Source organism: Akkermansia sp. GGCC_0220, assembly GCF_017566105.1.
GTDB classification, from domain to species: domain Bacteria; phylum Verrucomicrobiota; class Verrucomicrobiia; order Verrucomicrobiales; family Akkermansiaceae; genus Akkermansia; species Akkermansia massiliensis.
The window spans coordinates 1-20,713 of record NZ_JABFCI010000025.1; the positions used below are offsets into that span (position 1 = coordinate 1).

Consider the following 20,713-nt stretch of genomic DNA (forward strand, 5'->3'; position numbering starts at 1 on the left):
GAGTGGAGAGTGGAGAGTGGAGAGTGGAGAGTGGAGAGTGGAGAGTGGAGAGTGGTTTTAGATTAAGAATTATTTTTTGATTTGGAGGGAGACGGTTTTTGTGGTGGAGGTGAGGAGGCGTTTGAGTTCTTCTCCATCCCGGTAAATGCTGGCGTGCATTTCTTCCGTCAGGAAAGAGGTGTCTTTAAGCAAATCCAGCCAATAGAGGGTTTCCGAGCATTCCTTCAAGGCAATGTAAATTTTGGAAAGGAAATCCTTTTTGCTGATGGCGCATTCCGCTTCCGCCAGGTTGGCTCCAATGCCGGTACCGCTTCTCAGCAGTTGTTTTGAAAGCACGAACTCCTTTCTCTCATTACACAAAAACTGGTACAAACGAACGATCCGAACAGCAAATTTCCTGCTTTTTACTCTAGTAATTCCCTCCATCACTAAACTCTCCACTCTAAACTCTCAACCCTTCATAAAATGCCCAGCTCCTTAAGCTGCTGGACGGGGCGTTCCGGCCAGAGCTTGTTGGCGATGGGGCTGGCGGGGCTGGGGTGGAGCAGGGTGCCGATGGTGAAGCTTTTGCCGGGGAGCCGTTCGGCGGCGTCCCGCAGCTTCTGCGTGGCGTAGGCTCCCACCCCTACCAGCGTATGCGGGTTCAGGATGGTGATTAGGGAAACCAGGTGCTCCATGCACACTGCATCCACGGCGGCGCGCTGTTCCGCCGGTAATTTGTCCGGCGTGATGTTGGCTCCCGTTGCCCCCATCCAGATCAGCGGGCAGTAGTTGGCCACGTAGTTGTGACGGAAGAAGTTTTCCGCGGTGCCGAAGGCTTCCGCAAAGAGCCCCCACAGGCGGCGCCCGCTAACTTCCGACCGAGGGCAGCCGAAGCCCTCCACGGGACGCTTGGGATGGGTGTGCTCCGGCCTGCCGACTTCTCCGCGGATGTGCAGCCAGTTGACGACCGCATCCACTTCCCCGAAGGGGACGCCCGTCTGGGCCATGCCGAAGGGGCCGGGATTCATGCCCAGGAAGAAGTGGCTCTTTTCCCCGTTCCCGTAGGCGCGCACGTACTGCTCATGCGGCGCCCAGGCGTAGGTGAGCGGGTTGTAGGTAAAGTGGACCGGGTCTCCGAACTGGAGCCGCTCCGTACCGTCCCGGAGGGCGGCCGTGGCCTTCAGAATGGCTGCTGCGGTGTCGTTCATGCCGCTGCATCATGAAGCGTTGCCGTTTATTGCGCCAGCAAAAACTCCGCGCTTGCATTATTTGCCCGGCCCGGTAACATTTCCCCCCGGACAAGTTAACCTTATTACTTATGAGTGGAATAGCCATTATGACATCAGGCGGTGACGCCGCCGGAATGAATCCGGCGATCAGGGCGGCTGTGGATCATGCCCGCCAGCTTGGAATGAACCCGTACGTTGTCTATGACGGCTTGGAAGGACTGATCGATGGAAAAATCAAGGAAGCCACCAGGGAACTGACCAGCGACATGATTTACAGGGGCGGCACTCTCCTCCGCTCCTCCCGGTCCAAGCGCTTTTTCGACTATGAATTCCGCAAGCAGGCCTACGAACACCTGAAGGACCGCAACATCGACAAGCTCGTTATCATGGGCGGCGACGGTTCCTTCCGCGCGCTGAACGACTTTTTCAACGATTTTGAAGTACCCTTCGCCGGCATTCCGGCCACGATTGACAACGACATCGCCGGCACGGACTACTGCCTGGGCGTGGACACCGCCCAGAACGTGATTCTGGACTGCATCGACTCCGTCCGCGACACGGCCCGCTCCCACCACCGCGCCTTCGTGATTGAGACGATGGGCCGGGACTGCGGCTACCTGGCGATGACCACCGCCCTTTGCAGCGCGGCGGACATCTGCATCGTCCCTGAAATCCCTTACGACCTGGAATCCATTTACAAGCGCCTCCAGCCCGTCATCAATGAGGAAGGAAGCTGCATCATCGCCGTGGTGGCGGAAGGCACCCGCGTGGCGCAGTACCTGACCCGCTGGCTGACGGAACGCGCCGGCATGGACACCCGCCTGACCGTGCTGGGCCATGTGCAGCGCGGCGGCTCTCCCACCGCCCGCGACCGCCTGATGGGCACCCGCTTTGCCACCCGCGCCGTGGAAGCCCTGAACAACGGGGACATCAACCAGATCATGGTGTACCATGACGGACAGTACGGCTATGCCTCCCTGGACGCCGTGGCCGGGCAGCAGTATTCCGTGAATCCGGACATCATCAACCTCTGCCGGGAACTGAGCTGCTAGCCGGTTCCGCGGTTCCTGCCCCCGCTTTTCCGCGCCCATGCCTCCATGTTCCCGGCGGCATGGGCGGATTTGTTTTGAAAAACCCTGCCGCTGCTGTATGATGGCGCCGCATCTTTCCCTGAAAACAGTGTTATGAAAGTTATCGTTACGGGGGGCGCCGGATTCATCGGCTCCAATCTGGTCAGGCTGCTGCTTGAGCGCGGCCATGAAGTCCTGAATATTGACGCCCTGACTTATGCCGGCAACGTCCGTTCCCTGGACGGCGCGGCGGACTCTCCGGCGTACCGCTTCCTGCACGCCGACGTTCGGGACGCCGCCCTGATGCGGAACACCCTGCGGGAATACGGACCGGACTGGGTGATGCACCTGGCGGCGGAGTCCCACGTGGACCGTTCCATTGACGATCCGGGGGATTTCATGACCACCAATGTCATGGGCACCTTTTCCATGCTCCAGGCCGCCCTGGAATATTACCGTTCCCTGGAGGGGGAGAAGAAGGAGCGTTTCCGCTTCCACCACATTTCCACGGACGAAGTATACGGCTCCCTGGGGAAGGACGGCCTGTTTACGGAATCCACGCCGTACCGCCCCCATTCCCCCTATTCCGCCAGCAAGGCGTCCAGCGACCATCTGGTGCGCGCCTGGCATGATACGTACGGGCTGCCCGTGCTGATTACCAACTGTTCCAACAACTACGGCCCTTACCAGTTCCCGGAAAAACTGATTCCCGTGGTCGTCCTGAAGGCCCTGGGCGGCGAGCCCATCCCCGTGTACGGCAAGGGGGAAAACGTGCGGGACTGGCTGTACGTGGAGGACCACTGCGAAGCCCTGCTGACGGTCGTTTCCTCCGGAAAACCCGGCGAAACGTACAACATCGGCGGCAATAACGAGAAAACGAATCTGGAGCTGGTGGAGCTGCTGTGCTCCCATCTGGATGAATTGCGGCCCCGCGCGGACGGCCGGAGCTACCGGGAGCAGATCACCTTTGTGCAGGACAGGCCCGGCCACGACCTGCGCTATGCGATTGATGCGTCCAAAATACGGAGGGAGCTGGGCTGGTCTCCGCGCCAGGACCATTCCTCCGGGTTCAGGAAAACCATTCAGTGGTATCTGGATCATGAGGACTGGTGGCGGGGAATCCTGTCCGGGGAATACCGTCTGGAACGTCTGGGAACCAATGGCTAGGAAATTGATATGAAAGGTATTGTTCTGGCCGGGGGAAGCGGCACGCGCCTGCATCCCGTCACGCTTTCCGTCAGCAAGCAATTGCTGCCCGTTTACGACAAGCCGATGGTGTATTACCCCATTTCCGTGCTGATGCTGGCCGGGATACGGGAAATCCTCGTCATTTCCACTCCGCGGGACCTGCCTCTGTACCAGGATCTGCTGGGGGACGGAAGCAGGTTCGGCGTAACTTTTGAATACCGGGAACAGCCCAGGCCGGAGGGACTGGCTCAGGCCTTCATCATCGGGGAGGAATTCATCGGAAAAGATACCGTGGCCCTGGTGCTGGGGGACAATATTTTTTACGGTCGCGGCCTGACGGAGAAGTTGAGGCGCGCCGCTGAACTGACGAGAGGGGCGACCATTTTCGGTTACCAGGTGCACGATCCGCAGCGTTTCGGCGTGGTGGAGTTCAATGAAGAAGGAAAGGCCGTTTCCATTGAGGAAAAACCGCTCAAGCCCAAGTCGGACATCGCCGTGACGGGCCTTTATTTTTACGACAACCAGGTGGTGGAGATCGCCAAGAGGATTCCCAAATCCGCCCGGGGAGAGCTGGAAATCACCTCCGTGAACCAGGAGTACCTGAAACAGGGCCTTCTGCGCGTGGAAAAGCTGGCGCGCGGCTATACGTGGCTGGACACGGGCACGCACGACACCCTTCTGGAGGCTTCCATGTTTGTCCGCACCCTGGAACACCACCAGGGCTTCAAGGTGGCGTGCCTGGAGGAGATTGCCTTCAACAACGGCTGGATTTCCGCAGAAACGCTGCGTATTCAGGCCGGAGCCATGAAAAATAACGGCTACGGCTGTTATTTGGACGAATTGGTGAAGTAACGTTCCGAGCGGCGCTCCTGTTTCCCCTGCCTGGGAAAATGGCCCGGGTTGCGTTGGCTCCCTGCCGTAGCCCGGGATTCCCGGAGGGCGTGGGTGCCTCCCTTGCAGTGCCTGCCCGTAGGGACGGCCGTGTTCCCGGACGGATAAATGATGCCGCCGGTTTTTTATTCAAAGCCGTAAAAGGCTTCGGCGCTCCGGGAGCCGCACCCGGGCTGTAAGAAGGGCCGCGGCGCGGAGCGCGCGCATTCATTTCGCAGGATGAGGCAGGAACTCTTTCGGAAAGCCTGTAGGAATGGAGAGAGGGGCCTACGGGCGGCTGTCCGGCATGGAAGGATTCATCAATTCCGGCATGGAGGCTATGGACATGGCGTTTTTAAAAAGGCGCCGCACCAGAATAACGGAAAGGGCCGCTAGCAGGATTTCGAGGCCGCAGGACAGGATAATGGCCAGCCACGCAGCTGGCGTTGCCAGGGAGGGAGCCACGGAGGACAGGCACTGCCGCAACAGGGTGGAGAGGAAGAACAGGACGCTTTGCAGTCCGCAGCCTGCCGCCGCAATGCCCCAGGCCAGGAATGTCCTTCTGCCTGCGGATCCGTATCCCGCCGTATAAGGGAAGGAAAAGAAAGAAATGATGGCCGCCAGAAGGAGGAAGGACTCCCAAACCCTGTCCATTTCCGCGTATTGCAATAAGACGGGCATCCCCGCAAACGGAATGAGGAGGGAGTACAGGGCGGGCAGGAAGGCCAGCGCGCTTAGAATTCTTGTGATCCTGCTCCCCTGGGAAGCCAGCAGGACCCTGCTTCCCCAGGATAGGAGGAAAGACAGGGCCAGGATGGAGATTAGTTCCGACCATGTTCCCAAAAGCAGGAAGGGCGCGGCTGTCCGTGGGCAGTGGAGGAAAAGGGGCATGAAAAGATGAATGAGGACGGTCGCCGTGACGCCTGCTCCGAAGAGGAAGGTGCAGGCTCTGATAAATGCCTTGGCTGCGGGGTAAATCATCCAGTTCATGGGAGAGGAGCGGGAAGTGGAGAAGGACGGGAAAAAGGAAAAGGACCGCTCCCTGCGCGGGAGCGGTCCTGTAGGGTTAACGTGGAGTCATGGGCGTCAATGCGAATGACGGCAGGCAGGGGTTACTGGTATTGGGCCCAGTCGACATTCTTCATGTCTCCGCTCCTGGCCAGCTCTGCATGCATGCCCAGGGCGGCCCGGATGGACTGCGGAGTCTGGGCCTTGCCGCCGGACAGTTTCAGGTAATCCCAGAGGATGTTCTTGTAATCCGGATGGACGCAGTTCTCAATAATGGTTTGGGCCCGTTCTTTCGGGCTCTTGCCGCGAAGGTCCGCAACGCCCTGTTCGGTAATGATGATATTGACGTCATGTTCCGTATGGTCATGGTGGGAGACCATGGGGACGATGGCGCTGATCTTGCCGTCCTTGGCGACGGACGGGCAGGTGAAGATGGAAATATAGGCGTTGCGCGTGAAGTCGCCGGAACCGCCGATGCCGTTCATCATCTTCGTGCCGCCGATGTGCGTGGAGTTGACGTTCCCGTAAAGGTCGGCTTCAATGGCGGTGTTGATGGAGATGACGCCGAGGCGGCGGATCACTTCCGGGCTGTTGGATATTTCCGAGGGACGGAGCACCAGTTTGTCGCGGAAGAAGTCCATATCCCTGTAAATGCCTTCCAGGCAGTCATTCGTAACGGTCAGGGAACAGGCGCTCCCGAATTTCACGCGGCCCTCCCGGATCAGGCCGATGACGGAGTTCTGGATGACTTCCGTGTACATTTCAAAGGCGGGGATTGTCTTGTCGCGGCCCAGGGCGCCCAGCACGGCGTTTGCAATGTTGCCCACGCCGGACTGAAGCGGGAGGAAGGTGGAGGGGATAATGCCCCGCTTCATGTCGGCGGCCAGGAAGTCCGCCACGTTCTGCCCGATTTTATCGGTCAGGGGGTCAGCCGCGGCAAAGGAACGGGCTTCGTCCGGCCAGTTGGTTTCCACGATGCCCACGATCTTTTTCGGATCAACCTGGATGTATGGTTTCCCGATACGGTCGCTGGGTTTGTAAATGGGGATTTCACGGCGGTTGGGAGGATCCAGGGGTTCGTAAACGTCATGCAGCCCCATGGCATTTTTGCTGTGGGCGGCGTTCAATTCCACGATGATCTTGTCGGCAAGGCGGCAAATGGTGGGAGCGATCCCTCCGGCGGCCGTCAGATAAATTTTACCGTCGGCCGTGACCTCGCAGGCTTCGATGATGGCCATGTCTACTTTGCCCATGAACCCGTAACGGATTTCCTGGGCCATCTGGGACAGGTGGATGTCGTTGTAGGCGATTTCCCCATTGTTCACCGCCTTGCGGAAGTCAACGTTGGTGGTGTAGGGGGCGCGGTAGCGAATAGCCTTGGCGCGGGAAAGAACCCCGTCGCAGGAATCGCCCGTGGAAGCACCGGTGAAGACGCTCACCTGGAAGGGGTTCCCCTTAGCGTGTTCCGCTTCTGCAATTTTTGCCAATTCAGCCGTCACAGCCTTGGCCGTCCCTGCGGGAGTAAACCCGCTCAGGCCAATGTGGTGGCCGTGTTTAATCAGGCTTGCTGCTTCTTCTGGTGTTAGTTCCTTGTAACTCATGTCAGTGATTTTTGTTGGATGAAAGAGAAAGAAACTCCGTGTCAACGGAGCGGTCAGGCTTGTTCTTCAACAAGCCTGTTGATCAGATGTGCCGGAACGGTCCGGAGGGAACCGGTCGGAAGGGATACCACAGGATTGCCCTGATCGTCAATCCCCGTAAAGATTCCCCGGATGGTTTCGTCATCCGTAAGGATGGAAACCGACCTTTCCCCGGCCCATGCTTGCGCCAGCCCCTCCTGAAGGGTGGGGATGCCGCCGTGGGCAAAGGTAGAAAAAACCTGGTCCAAATGCCTGCCGAGGGAAGCCATGACGTCATGCAGTGAGGGACAGTCCTGAACAAGATCCGCGAGCCTTGCGGGAGGGTCCTTGATTTCTCCGGCTATAGAGGCCACGTCATTGAAAATGTTGATGCCTATGCCGATGACGGCCATGTGCGCGGAGGGGCGCTCCACAAGAATGCCCGCCAGTTTGGATTTTCCTATGAGGACGTCGTTGGGCCAGCGCAGGCGCGCGTTGGCAATGCCCATGCTGCGGAGCATGTTGAGCAGGGCCAGCCCTGCAACCAGGGGCAGATGGCCCCAGTGTACGCCGGCCGCAGTATCCAGGGGAACGGTGAAGGAGGACCACAGGCCGCCTTCCTCCCCTACCCATTTGCGGTTGAACCTGCCGCGGCCGCTTTTCTGCACGCGGCAGACGGCAATGTGGCGGGGGGGCAGAGAACGGGCCAGGTCATTGGTGGAAGAAGCCTCGGCCCATTCATGATAGGTCCAGTCGCCGCATGGTCCTTCCTCCTCTGGAGGAGTGGGGGATGGGGCGGTGGAATTCATGGGATGGGCCGAGGCCTGGAATAATTTCTGTCAGGTTATCTCGCCAGAGTAGCAATGTAGTAGCCTGCGATGACTGCGGTGCCGATCACGCCCGCAACGTTCGGTCCCATGGCGTGCATGAGAAGGTAGTTGGAGGGATCATACTTCTGGCCCACATTGTGGGAGACGCGGGCCGCCATCGGAACGGCGGAGACGCCTGCGGAACCGATCAGGGGATTGACCGGATTCTTGCGCCAGATGAGGTTCATCAGCTTGGCGGCGATCACGCCGCCCGCGGTGGCTACGCCGAAGGCGACAATGCCCAGCAGAATGATCAGCAGCGTTTCCTTCTGCAGGAAGCGGTCACCCTGCATCGTGAGGCCCACGGAGGTGCCCAGGAAGATGGTGACGATGTTGATGATTTCATTCTGGGAGGCCTGCACCAGGCGTTCCGTTACCTTGCACTCGCGCAGGAAGTTGCCCAGCATCAGCATGCCGATCAGCGGAGAGGCGTCCGGAATCAGCAGGATGGTGACAATGGTTACCAGCACGGCGAAGAACAGTTTTTCACTCTTGCTGACCGTTCGCAGGGATTTCATGCGGATGACCCGCTCCTTCTTCGTGGTCAGCAGAGCCATGATGGGCGGCTGTATCAGCGGGACCAGGGCCATGTACGTATACGCGGCCACGGCCACGGCGCCCAGCAGGTGCGGAGCCAGCTTCATCGTCAGGAAGATGGAGGTGGGGCCGTCAGCGCCGCCGATGATGCCGATGGAGGCGGATTCATTGGGCGTGAAGCCCATGAACAGGGCCATGAAGAACGTGGCGGCCACGCCCACCTGGGCCGCTGCACCCAGAAGAAGGGTGCGCGGTGCGGCGAGCAGCGGGCCGAAGTCCGTCAGGGCTCCCACGCCCAGGAAGATGATGGGCGGGAAGATTTCAGCCTTGATGCCCAGCCCGATCCAGTCGTACAGACCCCCATGGATGGAGGTGACCAGTAATTCCTGGGTGTGCTGGCCCACGGCCACGTACTTGCCTGCGGCGGAGACCACCAGGGGTTCCAGCTTCTGCGTTTCCAGATTCACCGGAACCTGGTTACCTTCCGTGTCAAAGTAGTTGACTCCCTTCTGGCGCAGAACGGTGGTGACTCCACCGTTCGTGAGCAGGTACACCGGATCGTTGGCGTCCGCTTCCGTCACGTTGTGGAAGTCCTTCAGGTTGGGGTCCACCGTCAGGCTGTCGTCCCCCAGAAGGGCGGCGTCAGCCTTGGCTTTTTCCTGGGATTCCCGCACGGGCTTGATCTGGGAGACGGTCAGCGGGCTGCCGGGGTAAACCTGCATGGGCTGTTCCATGTTTGCCAGATACTGGGCGCGCGCTTCAGGCGTGGTCAGGTTGGCCGGCACCTTGACGGGGGCCTGCTGGAGCGGGGCCACGTGAACGCGCAGGTAGCCCACGTTGTTGAGGGACGTGGCGGTCACTTCCCCCGCCTTATTGGAGGAGATGACCTGCTGGTTCAGCTGGGTGATGAGCATTCCGTTGTCCGGAATGTTGGCAATTAATGCGCCAAAGGCAATCGGAACCATCAGAAGAGGTTCGTACTGCTTGGCTACACCCAGGTACAGGAGAAGAACGGCAATGCCCCACATCCCTACCATTTGCCATGATAGGGAGAAGATGCCCATCCCCTGTAAAAAGGTGATTAATGAATCAAAAAGACTCATATGGAATAATTATTGTAGCGGTTTTTAGTCTGAGTCGGAGTCCGGACCTGTGTTAGGGGGGCCGGGCGGCTCCCGCCGGGATTAACCAATCTTGGCCAGCGCCTGTCCTTCCTGAACCGTGTCGCCCGCGCTTACGCAGAAAGCGGTGAGCGTGCCGGAGGCGGGAGCGTAAATGATGGTGTTCATCTTCATGGCTTCCAGCGTCAGGATCTGGTCACCGGCCTTCACGGCGGTGCCGGGGGCAACGTCCAGGGAAACGACTTTGCCGGCGAGCGGGCTGGGCACGTCTCCTGCACCGGCGGCGGCCGGGGCGGGGGCGGGCGTGGGAGCCGGAGCGGGCGCCGCGACAGGGGCGGAGGCTGCGGGTGCGGGAGCCGGGGCTGCAACGGGGGCCGGAGCCGGGGCGGAGGTGGTGGAGGAGACCTGGTCCAGGAGTTCTACGGATACGTCAAATACCTTGCCGTCTACGGTGATGCGAAGTTTCTTCATAATAATGTATGGTATGGAATATTAAGTTAAATGATTCCCGCCGGGGGCGGGGGTAAGGGTGAATAATGCAGTGGTTCAATGACTGGGCCGGATGCGGTGGGAGGCGAAGATTTCCGCCCTGCCTGCGGCCGCATAGCCGGAGCCCGGGGATTGCTTGATTTCCACGATGCGGTGGCTCATGCCGTCCAGGCCTGCGTCCACGGCGGCGGAGATGACGGCCACCATTTCCGGCGTGAGCTCCGTCATGGCGGAGTCCACGGCTGCGGAGAGGATGGCGAGCATTTCCGGAGTCATGCCCGGCTTGCCTGCTGCCGCAGGGGCGGCGGCAGGCACAGGAGCGGGAGCGGCGGAGGCCGCTGCGGCCTTGGCTTTGGCCTTGTTCTGGATGGAAGCGGCAATGGAGCCGCTGATGGTCAGAATGACGGCCAGGCCACCCAGGCACATCATGACCACCAGGATGCCGACGATCTGGTAGTCCAGATTCTCCATGATGTTGGCCATGCCCTGCGCAAAGGCGAGTGTCGTAAGTAACATATGAATCCGTTAAGATGGATGTTAGAGCGGAATGTTGCCGTGCTTCTTGGCCGGACGCACTTCCTTCTTGTTCAGGAGGGTGCGCAGGGCGAAGGCGATCTTGGCGCGGGTTTCTTCCGGATTGATGACTTCCGTGATCTGGCCCATGCCGGCCGCCACGTACGGGTTGTAGAAGGCCTCCCGGTATTCTTCCAGAAGTTCTCCCTGGCGCTTGGCCTTTTCCGCGGGGTCTTCCACGGCTTTCAGCTCGCGGCCGTAAAGCACCGGAACAGCGCCTTCCGCGCCCATCACGGCGATTTCCGCGCCGGGCCAGGCGAAAACGGCGTCAGCGCCCAGGTCCTTGCAGCACATGGCGATGTAGGCGCCGCCGTAGGCTTTGCGCATGATCAGGGTGACCTTGGGAACCGTGGCCTGGGAATAGGCGAAGATGAGCTTGGCGCCGTGGCGGATGATGCCGCCGCGTTCCTGGTTCTTGCCGGGCAGGAAGCCGGGCACGTCCACCAGGTTCACCAATGGGATGTTGAACGCGTTGCAGAAGCGGATGAAGCGGGCGGCCTTGTCGGAGGAGTCGATGTCCAGGCAGCCGGCCTTCACGTTGGGCTGGTTGGCGATGATGCCGACCACCACGCCGCAGACCCGGCCGAAGCCGACGACGACGTTCTTGGCGAAGTCCTTGTGCACTTCCAGGAAATCCCCGTCATCCACCAGGCGGCTGATGATGGGCTGGACGTCCAGGGGCGTGCGGTTGTCGCCGGGAATCAGGTCGCTCATGCCTTCGTCCGCGCTCAGGTCAAGCGGGGTGTCCAGCTTGTGGGGCGGTTCTTCCGCGTTGTTGGCGGGAAGGAAGGAAAGGAGCCTCTTCAGGATGTCCAGGGCGTGCGCGTCGCTGTCCGCCACGAAGTGGACGTTGCCGGACACGGATGCGTGGATGGCCGCGGAGCCGATGTCGTCCATCGTGCACTTTTCATACGTGACCTGTTCAATCACCTTGGGACCGGTGATGTACATGCCGGCGTTGCCGGAATTGCGCATGATGATGAAGTCCGTCAGGGCGGGGGAATAGGCCGCGCCGCCTGCGCAGGGCCCCAGGATCATGGATATCTGCGGAACCACGCCGGAAGCCAGCACGTTGTTGTAGAACACCTGGGCGTAGCCGGACAGGGCCGCCACGCCTTCCTGGAGGCGCGCGCCGCCGGAGTCGTTCACCGTCACCATCGGGATGCCGGCTTTCAGGGCGTACTTCTGGGCGTCCGCAATCTTCATGGCGTGCATGTAGCCGAGGGAGCCGCCCTGGGCCAGGAAGTCGGAGGCCGCGCAGGCGACCGGACGGCCGTTCACGAGGCCGAAGCCGGAAACGACGCCGTCGCCGGGGATTTCCTTCTTGCCCATGCCGAAGTTGTGGCAGTTGTGGCGCACATGCATGCCGATTTCCGAGAAGGTGCCTTCTTCAAAGAGGTACCCCATGCGGTCGCGGGCCGTCATTTCGCCCTTTTCGTGTCTCTTGTCGATCTTTTCCTGACCGCCGCTGAGGATGACCTTCTTGCGGCGGCTGTTCAGATCGTCAATCAATTTGGGATCAATAGCCATTGGTATAGTGGTATGGTGGATTCGGAGAATGTTACTTGCCGCATCCGCAACCGCCGGGGTGCTGGCAGAATTCGGTCAGCACGCCGAAGGTGCACTTGGGATGCAGGAAGGTGACCTGCGTATTGTGCGCGCCGGGGACGGGCGGGTCGTTCAGCACGGTAAGGCCGGCTTCCTTGGCCTGGGAGATGTTGTCAGCAATGTCGTTGGTCTTGAAAGCGATGTGGTGGATGCCTTCCCCTTTCTTCTCGATGGCCTTGGCGATGGCGCTTTCCGGAGAGGTGGGTTCGAGCAGTTCGATGTGGACTCCGGCAACGTCAAACATGGCGACGCGCACCTTTTGCGTGGGCACTTCCTCAATGTGGGGCTCTCCGAGTCCGAGCGCATCACGGTAGTAGGGAACGGTGGCGTCAAGGCTCTTGACGGCGATGCCGATATGGTCAATTTGTTGAATCATATGCGTATGATGGTTGTAGGGAATGCAGGTGGAAGCCTGCAATACATCAGGAGCCATTAAAGCGGATTTTTTTTAGATGTGAAGCGAAAAGCGGAAAAATGGCGAAATCGCGCCCGCTCCGTTTCACCTGCTTGATTGCCCCGGAAGATGAGGTATGGTAGGGGCATGTTCAAGAGGGGATTAGCCGTATTGTTCCTGCTGGCGTCGTGGTTTTCCGCCGCGTGTGCCTATGAGCTGCTGCCCGCCCATGTGGCCGTGGTTTACAACGGAAAATCCGAGCTGAGCCGCCGCATGGCCAGGGAGTATGCGCGGGTGCGCGGCGTGCCGGAAGGGAACCTGGTTTCCCTGGACTGCCCCTCGGCCAACGAGATTTCCCGGAAGGAGTATGAAGACCTGATCCGTGCGCCCCTGCTGCGGACGGCGCGGGAGCAGCGGTGGTGGGTGCCGTCCGGCATTGCCTCCGCCCCCATGATGGACCGGAAGATTTTTGCGCTGGTGCTGATGGCGGACCTGCCGATGAAGATACGCCATGAAGCGCCCGTTCCCCCTCCCGGGAAAGATATCAACCAGATGCAGACGGACCGCGCCGCCGTGGATTCCGAACTGGCGCTGCTGGCGGTGGACGGTTATGAGAGGAAGGCCTGGGTAGGAAACCCCTATTTTGACAGGAAGGAGGATTTTGTGGGCTCCGGCCTGCCCACGTTCCTGGTGTGCCGCCTGGACGGCCTGACGGCGGATACCTGCCTGCGGCTGGTCACGGAACCTGCGGAGGTGGAGAAGAAGGGCCTGTGGGGGTGGGCGGTGGTGGACCGGGGCGGCCCCTACGCCCAGGGGGACCAGTGGCTGGACGCCGTGTTCCGCCGCGTGCGGGAAGCGGGCATCCCCGTTTACCTGGATGACTGGCCCCAGACTCTTCCGGAGAAATTTCCGCTGAGCCGGGACACGGCGCTTTACTGCGGCTGGTACACCGGGAATGCGAACGGTCCGTTTACGGACCCAACCTTCCGTTTCCGGCCCGGAGCGGTCGCCATGCACCTGCATTCCTTCAGCGCCTCCGATTTCAAGATTCCCGGCAGGGGGTGGAGTTCCGCCCTGCTGGAAAAGGGGGCGGACGTGACGGTGGGGAACGTGTATGAACCTTTCCTGGGCGCGTGCCACCGCTTTGACATTTTTGCGGACCGCCTGCTGGACGGCTATACCGTGGCGGAAGCCTCCTGGATGAGCATGCCCGTACTGTCCTGGCAGGGGGTGGTGTTCGGAGACCCCCTCTACCGTCCGTACGCCCGCATGAAGGACATGGACGTGAAGCCGACGGAAGAGGACCGCTATTTCCAGGGCTGGTGGGCTTCCTCTGTACAGTTCGGGGACCGCTGGCGGGACCGTTCCGCGCGCCTGCTGGAATCCGCCCGGAAGGCACCCTCCTCCTGCCTTTATGAAGCGCTGGCGCTGGAATACCTGTACCGGAAGGAGCCGGCACGGGCCGGGGAGCTGGTTTTCTCCGCCCTTGACGGCGCGCCGGACGCCCGCACCCGCGCCCGTCTTCTGCTGGAGTCCCTGCTGGCGGACCGCGCCCAGGGCGGGGACAAGGCCTTCCTGCTGCGGATGGACAGCGTCCGCGCCCTCATGTCTTCCTCCGCCTTTCTCCCGGCGCTGGAGGAGTGGCATGCAAGGATAGCTCCGCCGCCGCCCCCGCCTAAAAAATAAAATTAAGGCCGTACGGCAAATTTGGATTGCCTTTTAGGGGATTATGGCCCATATTCTGCGTCCCGTAAGTTTTCCTTTTACTGATATTCACCAGCAATAGATAACACAAGATGAACATTATCAACAAAATCGAGCAAGAGCAACTCAAGGCGGATGTGACCCCATTTAACGTAGGTGATACCATCAAGGTTCACACTCGTGTTATTGAAGGCGGCAAGGAACGTATCCAGATTTTCCAGGGCATCGTGATCGCCAAGCGCGGTTCCGGCATCAATGAAGCTTTCACGGTCCGCAAGATTTCCTACGGTGAAGGCGTGGAGCGCGTGTTCCCCCTGCACACCCCCCGCATCGCCAAGATTGAAGTCGTGAACCGTGGCAAGGTCCGCCGTGCCAAGCTTCACTACCTGCGCGGCCGTATCGGCAAGGACGCCATGATCGTGAAGTCCGCCAACCGGTAATCGGAAAAATTGCTATTTTTGCTGGCCCGGCCCGCCGTGAGGCGAGGCCGGGTTTTCTATGCCCGGAAGGTTTTATTCCACCCCGGAGGAAGAAGGGGGCGGACGGGAAAGGAAGGCGTGAAAAAATTTTCGTGAGACCCCCTGTGAGGGCTACACGGTTTTTCCCGGTGAAAGTTCCGGAAAGGGGAGAGAGGCTGGAAGAAAGCCGGCAAGAAAAAGGAACGGGATGGAACAAGCCCTCCGGCTTTTCCGTTCCTTCCGGCGGGGCTTTGCCGGGGGGAGGGATCTAATCAGGAAGGCAGGCGGTTGGCCAGCCTCTTTTGCAGGAAATAGAAGTGGAGCATCATCAGCACGGAACTTGCCAGGCTCACCAGGAAGGCTGTTCCGTTGTACATGATGACGGGGCGCACCATGCCGTTCAGCAGGGCTTCCAGCTCCCGGTCCAGCGCAAGCACGTTTTCCGGGCTTTCTTCCGCCCATGCCCGGAGCGTCTCCGAGAAACGGAACAGGGGCTGGAACAGCGTATACAGGAAGATGAGCAGGGAACCCGGCACGCTGACGGCCCAGGCCAGCCATATCCAGCCTTTTCCGCGTGAAGGGCCGGGGAAGGAGAAGGCCTTGTTGACATCCAGCATGGCTTGAAGGGGCATCCAGATATTGCCCACGGGGAGGAAGAAGGAAAGGACGCAGAGCAGGGGAGAGGCGCGCATGGCTCCCTTCTTCACCGTTTCCGCATTCTGCGCCAGCCGGTAAACCAGCATCAGCCAGCAGACCACCAGCCCGGCCATGGACAGGTAAAACAGGCCGCCGTCCAGCGTAAACGGAGCGGCGGAGCCTGCATCCGCCCTGGCAAGGGAGAGGGAAAGGGAGGCGCGGTCCCCTTCCTGGAGTTCCTTCATGGTTTGAGCCAGCGTTTCCGAGATGGCTTGCTGAATCAGGGGAAGATCGTGGAAAAGCAGATAGAAGGTGCCCCCGGCCAGCGTCAGGGCAAACAGGCACAGGAGGAACAAGAGGACGCCGAGCTTCCGGAGGGGCGGAATTCCGGCTGAAAACGGTTCCGCAGGCATTATTCTTCCGCAGGTGCGGGGGCCAGTGTTTCCGCCGCTTCTTCCGGGCCGTATGCCTCCACTTCCGTCAGCGCCAGCGGATGGGCCGGATCGGTGGATTCCACGCGCAGGGCGCGCGCCTTGACCGGAGCTTCCAGCTTCCAGGTGGTGACGTTGGTGGATTTTTCCGAGGGTGTGGTGTTGAAGGTTTTTTCCGCCAGCACGTTCTTGTCATTGTCGTACAGAATCACCTTGAATTCCTCCATGGTGCCCAGCAGAGTCAGGTTGGCTGGCGTGTAAATAACCACTTTTTCTATGGTGCGGTTGGTCTCCTTGCCGAAGTCGATGCCGAACCAGGCGGTTTTTCCTTCCGCCACGCCGGTGGCGCTGATGGAAACGTCGGAAAGCTCGGAGCTGGTATTGCCGTCCACGGCCTTTTCCGGACCGTAGGCGCCCAGCATGTTGCGGTTGGAGCTCTGGCGCACCTTGACGCCGGGCTGAAGGCTCCAGTTGACTTTGCCGGGTTCGGCGGAGGGTTTGGGAGCTGCAGGCACGGGTTCCGGATGCGGGAGCGGGGCAGGTGCGGGAACCGCAGGGGCCGGAGTGGTGTTTTCCGCGACGGCCGGGGCAGAGGGCGCAGGCGTTGCCGGAGCATGGCGGCGCGCTTCCCTGTTCGCTTTTCTCGCCGCATCCGCCTTCGCGTTGTTTTCCTTCTGCACCTGTTCGTTGTAGTCATTGCGCATTCTGACGACGTCCTTCTTGTACAGGATGCAGGTGTAGGTCAGCACAATGCCCACGATCAGGGCCGGGATAAGGTAGTAGTAAACATTGGTCTGCCCTTTCTGCATATTCATGGCGGGGACGGGCGTTGAGGACGGCCGGGGAGGAATGGCTGCCGCGTTTCTTCCCGTGGGGCTGGCGATGGCCTTGTCCAGGTCCGTGATAAAGTCCCCCAGGTTACGGTAGCGTTCGCGGGTGTCCGGATTGATGGCCCGGGAGACCACGGCGTCCACGGCGTCGCTGCACTTGATCAGTGTGGAGGGCATGGCGAAGCCCGCTTCCATCGGCGTCTTGCGGGTCAGCAGGATGTAGAGCGTCAGCCCCAGGGCGTAAATGTCCATGCCCGGCGTGAAGGCGGCTTCCGCCCCGGTGACCCATTCCGGAGAGGCGAAGTCCCCCATGTCTACCGGGGGCTGCGCGGGATAAATGTTGATGGGTAGCAGCAGGGCGTCTCCGCCGTCCGCGCGCAGGGAAATCAGTTTGGGCGTGATGCCGCCGTGAAAGATGTTTTTCCGGTGCAGCGTCAGCAGGCCTTCCGCCATGTTCCGCACCAGGTTGAGCGCCGCCTGGGGGGATATCTGGGGGAGGGTTTCCAGGTCCGCCAGGCGCGGATAGGGGGAGTGTTCGGAAATGATGAAGGTGAACGGTCCTGCCTGTCCCACTTCGTAAACGCGCAGAAGGCCCTGGTGCGCCTGTTCCACAATGGTGAGGGAGCGGACGATGAATTCCGGATTCCAGCCGAAGACTCCGGCTTCCTCCGTGGGGACCACCCGCAGCATGACGGGAGCGAAATTGGATTTCAGGGTGGCGGTGAAAATTTGCTGGGGGCCTTTGGCCCCGACAAGCTGGATGTTTTCCAACTGGGGGAAGAGGGCGGCAATCTGGTCCATGGAAAGGGAATCGTCGGCAGGCATGGAAAAGGGAGGTGGAATAGTATCGGCAAACAGTCTACCTTAAAATCCTTGCCGGAAGCAACTCTATAAGCGGGCATATTTTGCTGGCGGGATGTCCTGACGCTGAACGGAAACCGCTCGTGCCGGGCCGGAACGGCCTTTTCCGGGCGGGGCGGACGCTCTCCTTTGAAGAAGGCGTCCCGAGGGGCCGTTCTTTCCGTATCCATACGGTTGACGGGCCTGTTCCTTCCGCTGGCGGAATGGTTTTTCCTGACGGGGAAGTTTGTTGGAAAAGGCGGATGTCCCCTCCGTTTTCAGGAAGGGTTGTTTCCTCTTCATTCCGTGGCCGGGAAATAACCTTTTCCTTATCTGCTGGGCAAAACCCGGAAGGCTGAACAAACCAGTCCGGAGCAAGCCGCAATCAGCAGGAAAAATTTCAGTTGCTTCAGGCGCCTGAGAGACATTCCTGTCCGAGTGGCCATGGCCATGTAAAAATCATGTTCATCCCAATTCTTGCGGATGCGGCAAAGCAGGTGGATAACTGTGGCGGTTGTTAAAGCCACCATGTACAGGGTGGCTAGGAAAAGAGCCGTTTCCGGACATCCGTTTGACAGGAAAACGGCGGATGCGAGCAACAGGCATAACAGAATGAGGAATAGGGAGCCGGCAAACTCAGCAAGGAGTTTGTATTTGTTAACGATTTCCTGAACCTGTTTCTTACCGGAAAAATGTTCTTCCTTCCTTGTCCTGAACATCATCCAGCCGGTCAGCAGGGACGTCAGGAGCAGCCATAGGATGTCATGCATGGGGCGGAACGGGGGAATTTCGGGAAATAAGCGCGGGCATTACGGCCTTTTCTGCATGATAGGGAACCCGATCGTCCCAGTACATCGTAAATCTGGGTGTGAAAGATAAAGCTTCAATTTTTGCAGCCTCAAGTTAATCTTATCATTGAACGCCTCAGAAACTCTTCGGTGGCCGGGGTGGCGTCAAGGGACCTTGAAGGAGCAGGGTTCGAACTTCCTTTGATAGTTTTCGCGTTTCAGAACATGCGGGGTATGCCGGATGGATGAAGAGGAGAAGCTTATTTACTCGCTTCCTGTGCAGAGCCTTTTCCTCCCCGAATTCCGCGTCAAATTGGACTAATTCCTCGCGGAGGCGAGAGAGAAGACGCGCAGGGTTTTTCCTGAAATTTCAATGAGGAAGCGTTCGTTCTCAGAGTTGGAGTAGATGAGGGGGAGAGGCGGGAGCGTTCCCAGGCCTCCGCGACTGCGGATGCCTGATCCCGAGGGGAGAGGGCAGGTCATGCAGGGTATGTAAGGAAGATGTTATGGAGAAATTGGATGTCTCCAGGCACTGGAGCCGTTGATCTCTTTCTTGATGAGTATTTTTTGCCTATCACGAAGAATCATACATTTTAACGTTGTCGATAATTCTTGTATAAACTTGCCTATTGCCTGATCAAAAACACCAAATACGATGTACGATTCATAGATATCGTTTCAACTCTGTCAGTTACTTTCTTCATGTAACGGCGCCCTCGGTAGTCGTAGCCGCATTCCACCACCGTACTGCCGTCCTGGCTGATGAAGCTCACCGCACGGTTAGCTTCATTGTATACTGTGGTCCAGATGCCCGTTGAAGTTCTAATCAGCGTCTGGTTGGCCGAAGCGTTATAGTCGGGAACAAAGGGTTGATCCAGATCCAGAGTGGAGGGTGATGCTAGTGTACTGTGCTTGAGTTCGTTGACCGCGTAGATGAGTTCTTCGGCCAGTTTCTACACCGTCTTGCGGTTGACGATGTTGTCTAGCTGAGGCATAGGGCGTCGTGCCTAGAGAAGCTCCGGTGAGTTCGTTCCTGCTGTTGTAGCTGAAGCTGTCGCTATGGACTACTTCGTTTTTCCGCTACTGGGTGCGGGTAGTCGGATGCCCCAGCGCAATCATAAGTTGGAGTATTTATTTTCTCAGGAAAATCCAGTACTGACATTTGTAAATACAGCTTATTGACATATTTCGCCTGTTCATTCAGCATATTTATTAAATTCTGAATATCTGTTTTTTCTAATTTTATATGCTTCTCCATATTTAATGCAGCAATTGCATTTCTTTGATCTTCTATCCAAGTCTCTATTTGTTTCTTTCTTTGTGAATCATTTTTCTGACTATACTTGTTTTTAATTTCTAATTTCTGAAATTCGATGATATCGTTTGGAGTAACATCAAATTTAGAGAAATTATATTTTCCTGGAACGAGATTGCGAAGGGATCCTGCTTGGTACATAAACCATTCTGTATAAATAAGATCAAAATGCGCCTTATCACTTAATTCACTAAAAATGTTTTTCTCAACATTTTGTTGTTTAATGTCAGAACAGTGCGTACATAACAATATAAAAGCTACATTAAATATTTTATTCATAGTTATTAATTATTTTTTATTAGGAATTATAAGAATCCATTCTTTCGGATTATTCGGATTATCTACTTGATATAATAATGTATTACTTAACAACAATACATTATGGCATTCCCATTTTCCCTTATTACAGGAACACCATTTATAGGCTTGAACGCTTACTCCTAATGCACTCCGAGCTCTTCCTACTCCTCTCAAAGGTTGGACTTTTCTATTGAAAGTATCACCTGTTTGACTATAACATGTTTTGTTATAGCAATCAAACCAAGTATAAACTACATAGCAACAATTTTCATTACATGTACCATTATGTTCGCATTTGGATGTGAACATAGGACTTTCAACTGATGCCTTAACATCAATTCCTTTTGTTCCTGCATCTTTAATAACTGGCCTTTCCTGCGATCTTTCACATCCTTTACAACATTTCGGACACGGATCGCCTGTTTTTGTGAATCCCTTTTTTAACCCTAAACCGTCATATTTGTTTATTACAACATTTTCTATAAACCCATACAAATTCCATCCCCCTTCTTCAGTGATGGGATCACGATTGATCCACCTTCCATCGGCGGGATTGTAATAACGGTAGTTGTAATAGACCAGGGCCAATTCTACATCGTTCATCTCGCTGGACCACTGCACCGGCTGGACGAGGTCCCCCGTGGAAACAACCTGTCCGTATGGCGAGTAGTCATAAGTTGCCGCAATAGCTCCCTCTCCAGCGAACACCTCCGTGACGTTCTTGTTAAAGTCCATTCCATAGCAGTAAAGGGCATTTTCCTGCACCAGGGCCAGGGGACGCGTGGCCACCGGTTCCAGGGGATCCCACAACAGTGTCCGAAGCACGTTCCGGTTGTCCAGCATGTCCAACGCCG

21 protein-coding genes are annotated in these 20,713 nt (G+C 58.1%); 5 read left to right on the forward strand and 16 right to left on the reverse strand.

The window, feature by feature from the left end:
- Positions 1 to 69: 69 nt before the first annotated feature.
- Positions 70 to 426 (reverse strand): four helix bundle protein, encoded by a 357-nt coding sequence (locus HJW02_RS12350; protein ID WP_022397428.1) that lies wholly within the window; start codon positions 424 to 426, stop codon positions 70 to 72.
- A 32-nt stretch (positions 427 to 458) separates the two neighbouring features.
- The gene (locus HJW02_RS12355) at positions 459 to 1,190 is read right to left on the reverse strand and encodes a uracil-DNA glycosylase family protein (RefSeq protein WP_102722872.1); all 732 of its coding nucleotides are present in this window, start codon (positions 1,188 to 1,190) and stop codon (positions 459 to 461) included.
- 128 nt (positions 1,191 to 1,318) lie between these two features.
- On the opposite strand from HJW02_RS12355, the gene HJW02_RS12360 reads away from it, so the two are divergent.
- From HJW02_RS12360 to rfbA, 3 genes are all read left to right on the forward strand, one after another.
- Positions 1,319 to 2,263: a 6-phosphofructokinase gene (locus HJW02_RS12360; protein ID WP_022397426.1), complete on the forward strand. Its 945-nt coding sequence runs from the start codon at positions 1,319 to 1,321 to the stop codon at positions 2,261 to 2,263.
- A 132-nt stretch (positions 2,264 to 2,395) separates the two neighbouring features.
- Entirely contained in the window at positions 2,396 to 3,448 is a 1,053-nt protein-coding gene (rfbB, locus tag HJW02_RS12365) for a dTDP-glucose 4,6-dehydratase (RefSeq protein ID WP_102722870.1), read from the forward strand.
- 9 nt (positions 3,449 to 3,457) lie between these two features.
- Entirely contained in the window at positions 3,458 to 4,321 is an 864-nt protein-coding gene (rfbA, locus tag HJW02_RS12370; RefSeq protein ID WP_102722869.1) for a glucose-1-phosphate thymidylyltransferase RfbA, read from the forward strand.
- A gap of 306 nt (positions 4,322 to 4,627) precedes the next feature.
- On the opposite strand, the gene HJW02_RS12375 is transcribed toward rfbA, so the two are convergent.
- From HJW02_RS12375 to mce, 8 genes are all read right to left on the reverse strand, one after another.
- Positions 4,628 to 5,329, reverse strand: coding sequence for a hypothetical protein (locus HJW02_RS12375; protein ID WP_102731740.1), 702 nt, complete (start codon positions 5,327 to 5,329; stop codon positions 4,628 to 4,630).
- 122 nt (positions 5,330 to 5,451) lie between these two features.
- Complete coding sequence (locus tag HJW02_RS12380; protein ID WP_102722867.1) at positions 5,452 to 6,948, reverse strand: acetyl-CoA hydrolase/transferase family protein; 1,497 nt, start codon at positions 6,946 to 6,948, stop codon at positions 5,452 to 5,454.
- 53 nt (positions 6,949 to 7,001) lie between these two features.
- Positions 7,002 to 7,775 carry a biotin--[acetyl-CoA-carboxylase] ligase gene (locus HJW02_RS12385; protein ID WP_102722866.1) on the reverse strand — a complete coding sequence of 258 codons (774 nt, stop codon included), beginning with the start codon at positions 7,773 to 7,775 and terminating at the stop codon, positions 7,002 to 7,004.
- Positions 7,776 to 7,810: 35 nt separating this feature from the next.
- Positions 7,811 to 9,475 carry a sodium ion-translocating decarboxylase subunit beta gene (locus tag HJW02_RS12390; RefSeq protein WP_102713851.1) on the reverse strand — a complete coding sequence of 555 codons (1,665 nt, stop codon included), beginning with the start codon at positions 9,473 to 9,475 and terminating at the stop codon, positions 7,811 to 7,813.
- 81 nt (positions 9,476 to 9,556) lie between these two features.
- Positions 9,557 to 9,964, reverse strand: coding sequence for an acetyl-CoA carboxylase biotin carboxyl carrier protein subunit (locus tag HJW02_RS12395; protein WP_180971744.1), 408 nt, complete (start codon positions 9,962 to 9,964; stop codon positions 9,557 to 9,559).
- Between the two features lie 75 nt (positions 9,965 to 10,039).
- On the reverse strand, positions 10,040 to 10,498 hold the full coding sequence (locus tag HJW02_RS12400) for an OadG family transporter subunit (protein WP_022395956.1): 459 nt from the start codon (positions 10,496 to 10,498) through the stop codon (positions 10,040 to 10,042).
- Between the two features lie 21 nt (positions 10,499 to 10,519).
- Entirely contained in the window at positions 10,520 to 12,085 is a 1,566-nt protein-coding gene (locus HJW02_RS12405; protein ID WP_022395955.1) for an acyl-CoA carboxylase subunit beta, read from the reverse strand.
- Positions 12,086 to 12,116: 31 nt separating this feature from the next.
- Positions 12,117 to 12,539, reverse strand: coding sequence for a methylmalonyl-CoA epimerase (gene mce, locus HJW02_RS12410; protein WP_102722924.1), 423 nt, complete (start codon positions 12,537 to 12,539; stop codon positions 12,117 to 12,119).
- A 165-nt stretch (positions 12,540 to 12,704) separates the two neighbouring features.
- Here mce and HJW02_RS12415 point away from each other — a divergent pair, with 165 nt between their 5' ends.
- Both HJW02_RS12415 and rplS read left to right on the forward strand, forming a co-directional pair.
- Positions 12,705 to 14,243 carry a TIGR03790 family protein gene (locus tag HJW02_RS12415; protein ID WP_180971848.1) on the forward strand — a complete coding sequence of 513 codons (1,539 nt, stop codon included), beginning with the start codon at positions 12,705 to 12,707 and terminating at the stop codon, positions 14,241 to 14,243.
- A 110-nt stretch (positions 14,244 to 14,353) separates the two neighbouring features.
- The gene (rplS, locus tag HJW02_RS12420; RefSeq protein ID WP_012419257.1) at positions 14,354 to 14,701 is read left to right on the forward strand and encodes a 50S ribosomal protein L19; all 348 of its coding nucleotides are present in this window, start codon (positions 14,354 to 14,356) and stop codon (positions 14,699 to 14,701) included.
- A 290-nt stretch (positions 14,702 to 14,991) separates the two neighbouring features.
- Here the strand turns inward: rplS and HJW02_RS12425 are convergent, their stop codons facing one another.
- The 6 genes from HJW02_RS12425 to HJW02_RS12450 all read right to left on the reverse strand — a co-directional run.
- Positions 14,992 to 15,768, reverse strand: coding sequence for a DUF4328 domain-containing protein (locus HJW02_RS12425; protein ID WP_102722920.1), 777 nt, complete (start codon positions 15,766 to 15,768; stop codon positions 14,992 to 14,994).
- Positions 15,768 to 17,441, reverse strand: coding sequence for a discoidin domain-containing protein (locus HJW02_RS14070; protein ID WP_102722921.1), 1,674 nt, complete (start codon positions 17,439 to 17,441; stop codon positions 15,768 to 15,770). Before HJW02_RS14070 ends, HJW02_RS12425 begins: the two co-directional genes overlap by 1 nt.
- 344 nt (positions 17,442 to 17,785) lie before the next feature.
- Positions 17,786 to 18,226 carry a hypothetical protein gene (locus HJW02_RS12435; protein ID WP_102722922.1) on the reverse strand — a complete coding sequence of 147 codons (441 nt, stop codon included), beginning with the start codon at positions 18,224 to 18,226 and terminating at the stop codon, positions 17,786 to 17,788.
- A 336-nt stretch (positions 18,227 to 18,562) separates the two neighbouring features.
- Entirely contained in the window at positions 18,563 to 18,727 is a 165-nt protein-coding gene (locus HJW02_RS12440; RefSeq protein ID WP_156340800.1) for a hypothetical protein, read from the reverse strand.
- Positions 18,728 to 19,301: 574 nt separating this feature from the next.
- Positions 19,302 to 19,838, reverse strand: a complete 537-nt coding sequence (locus tag HJW02_RS12445) for a hypothetical protein (protein WP_102722923.1) — start codon at positions 19,836 to 19,838, stop codon at positions 19,302 to 19,304.
- Between the two features lie 9 nt (positions 19,839 to 19,847).
- On the reverse strand, positions 19,848 to 20,713 hold an 866-nt coding region (locus HJW02_RS12450), incomplete at its 5' end, for an RHS repeat-associated core domain-containing protein (RefSeq protein WP_208050646.1).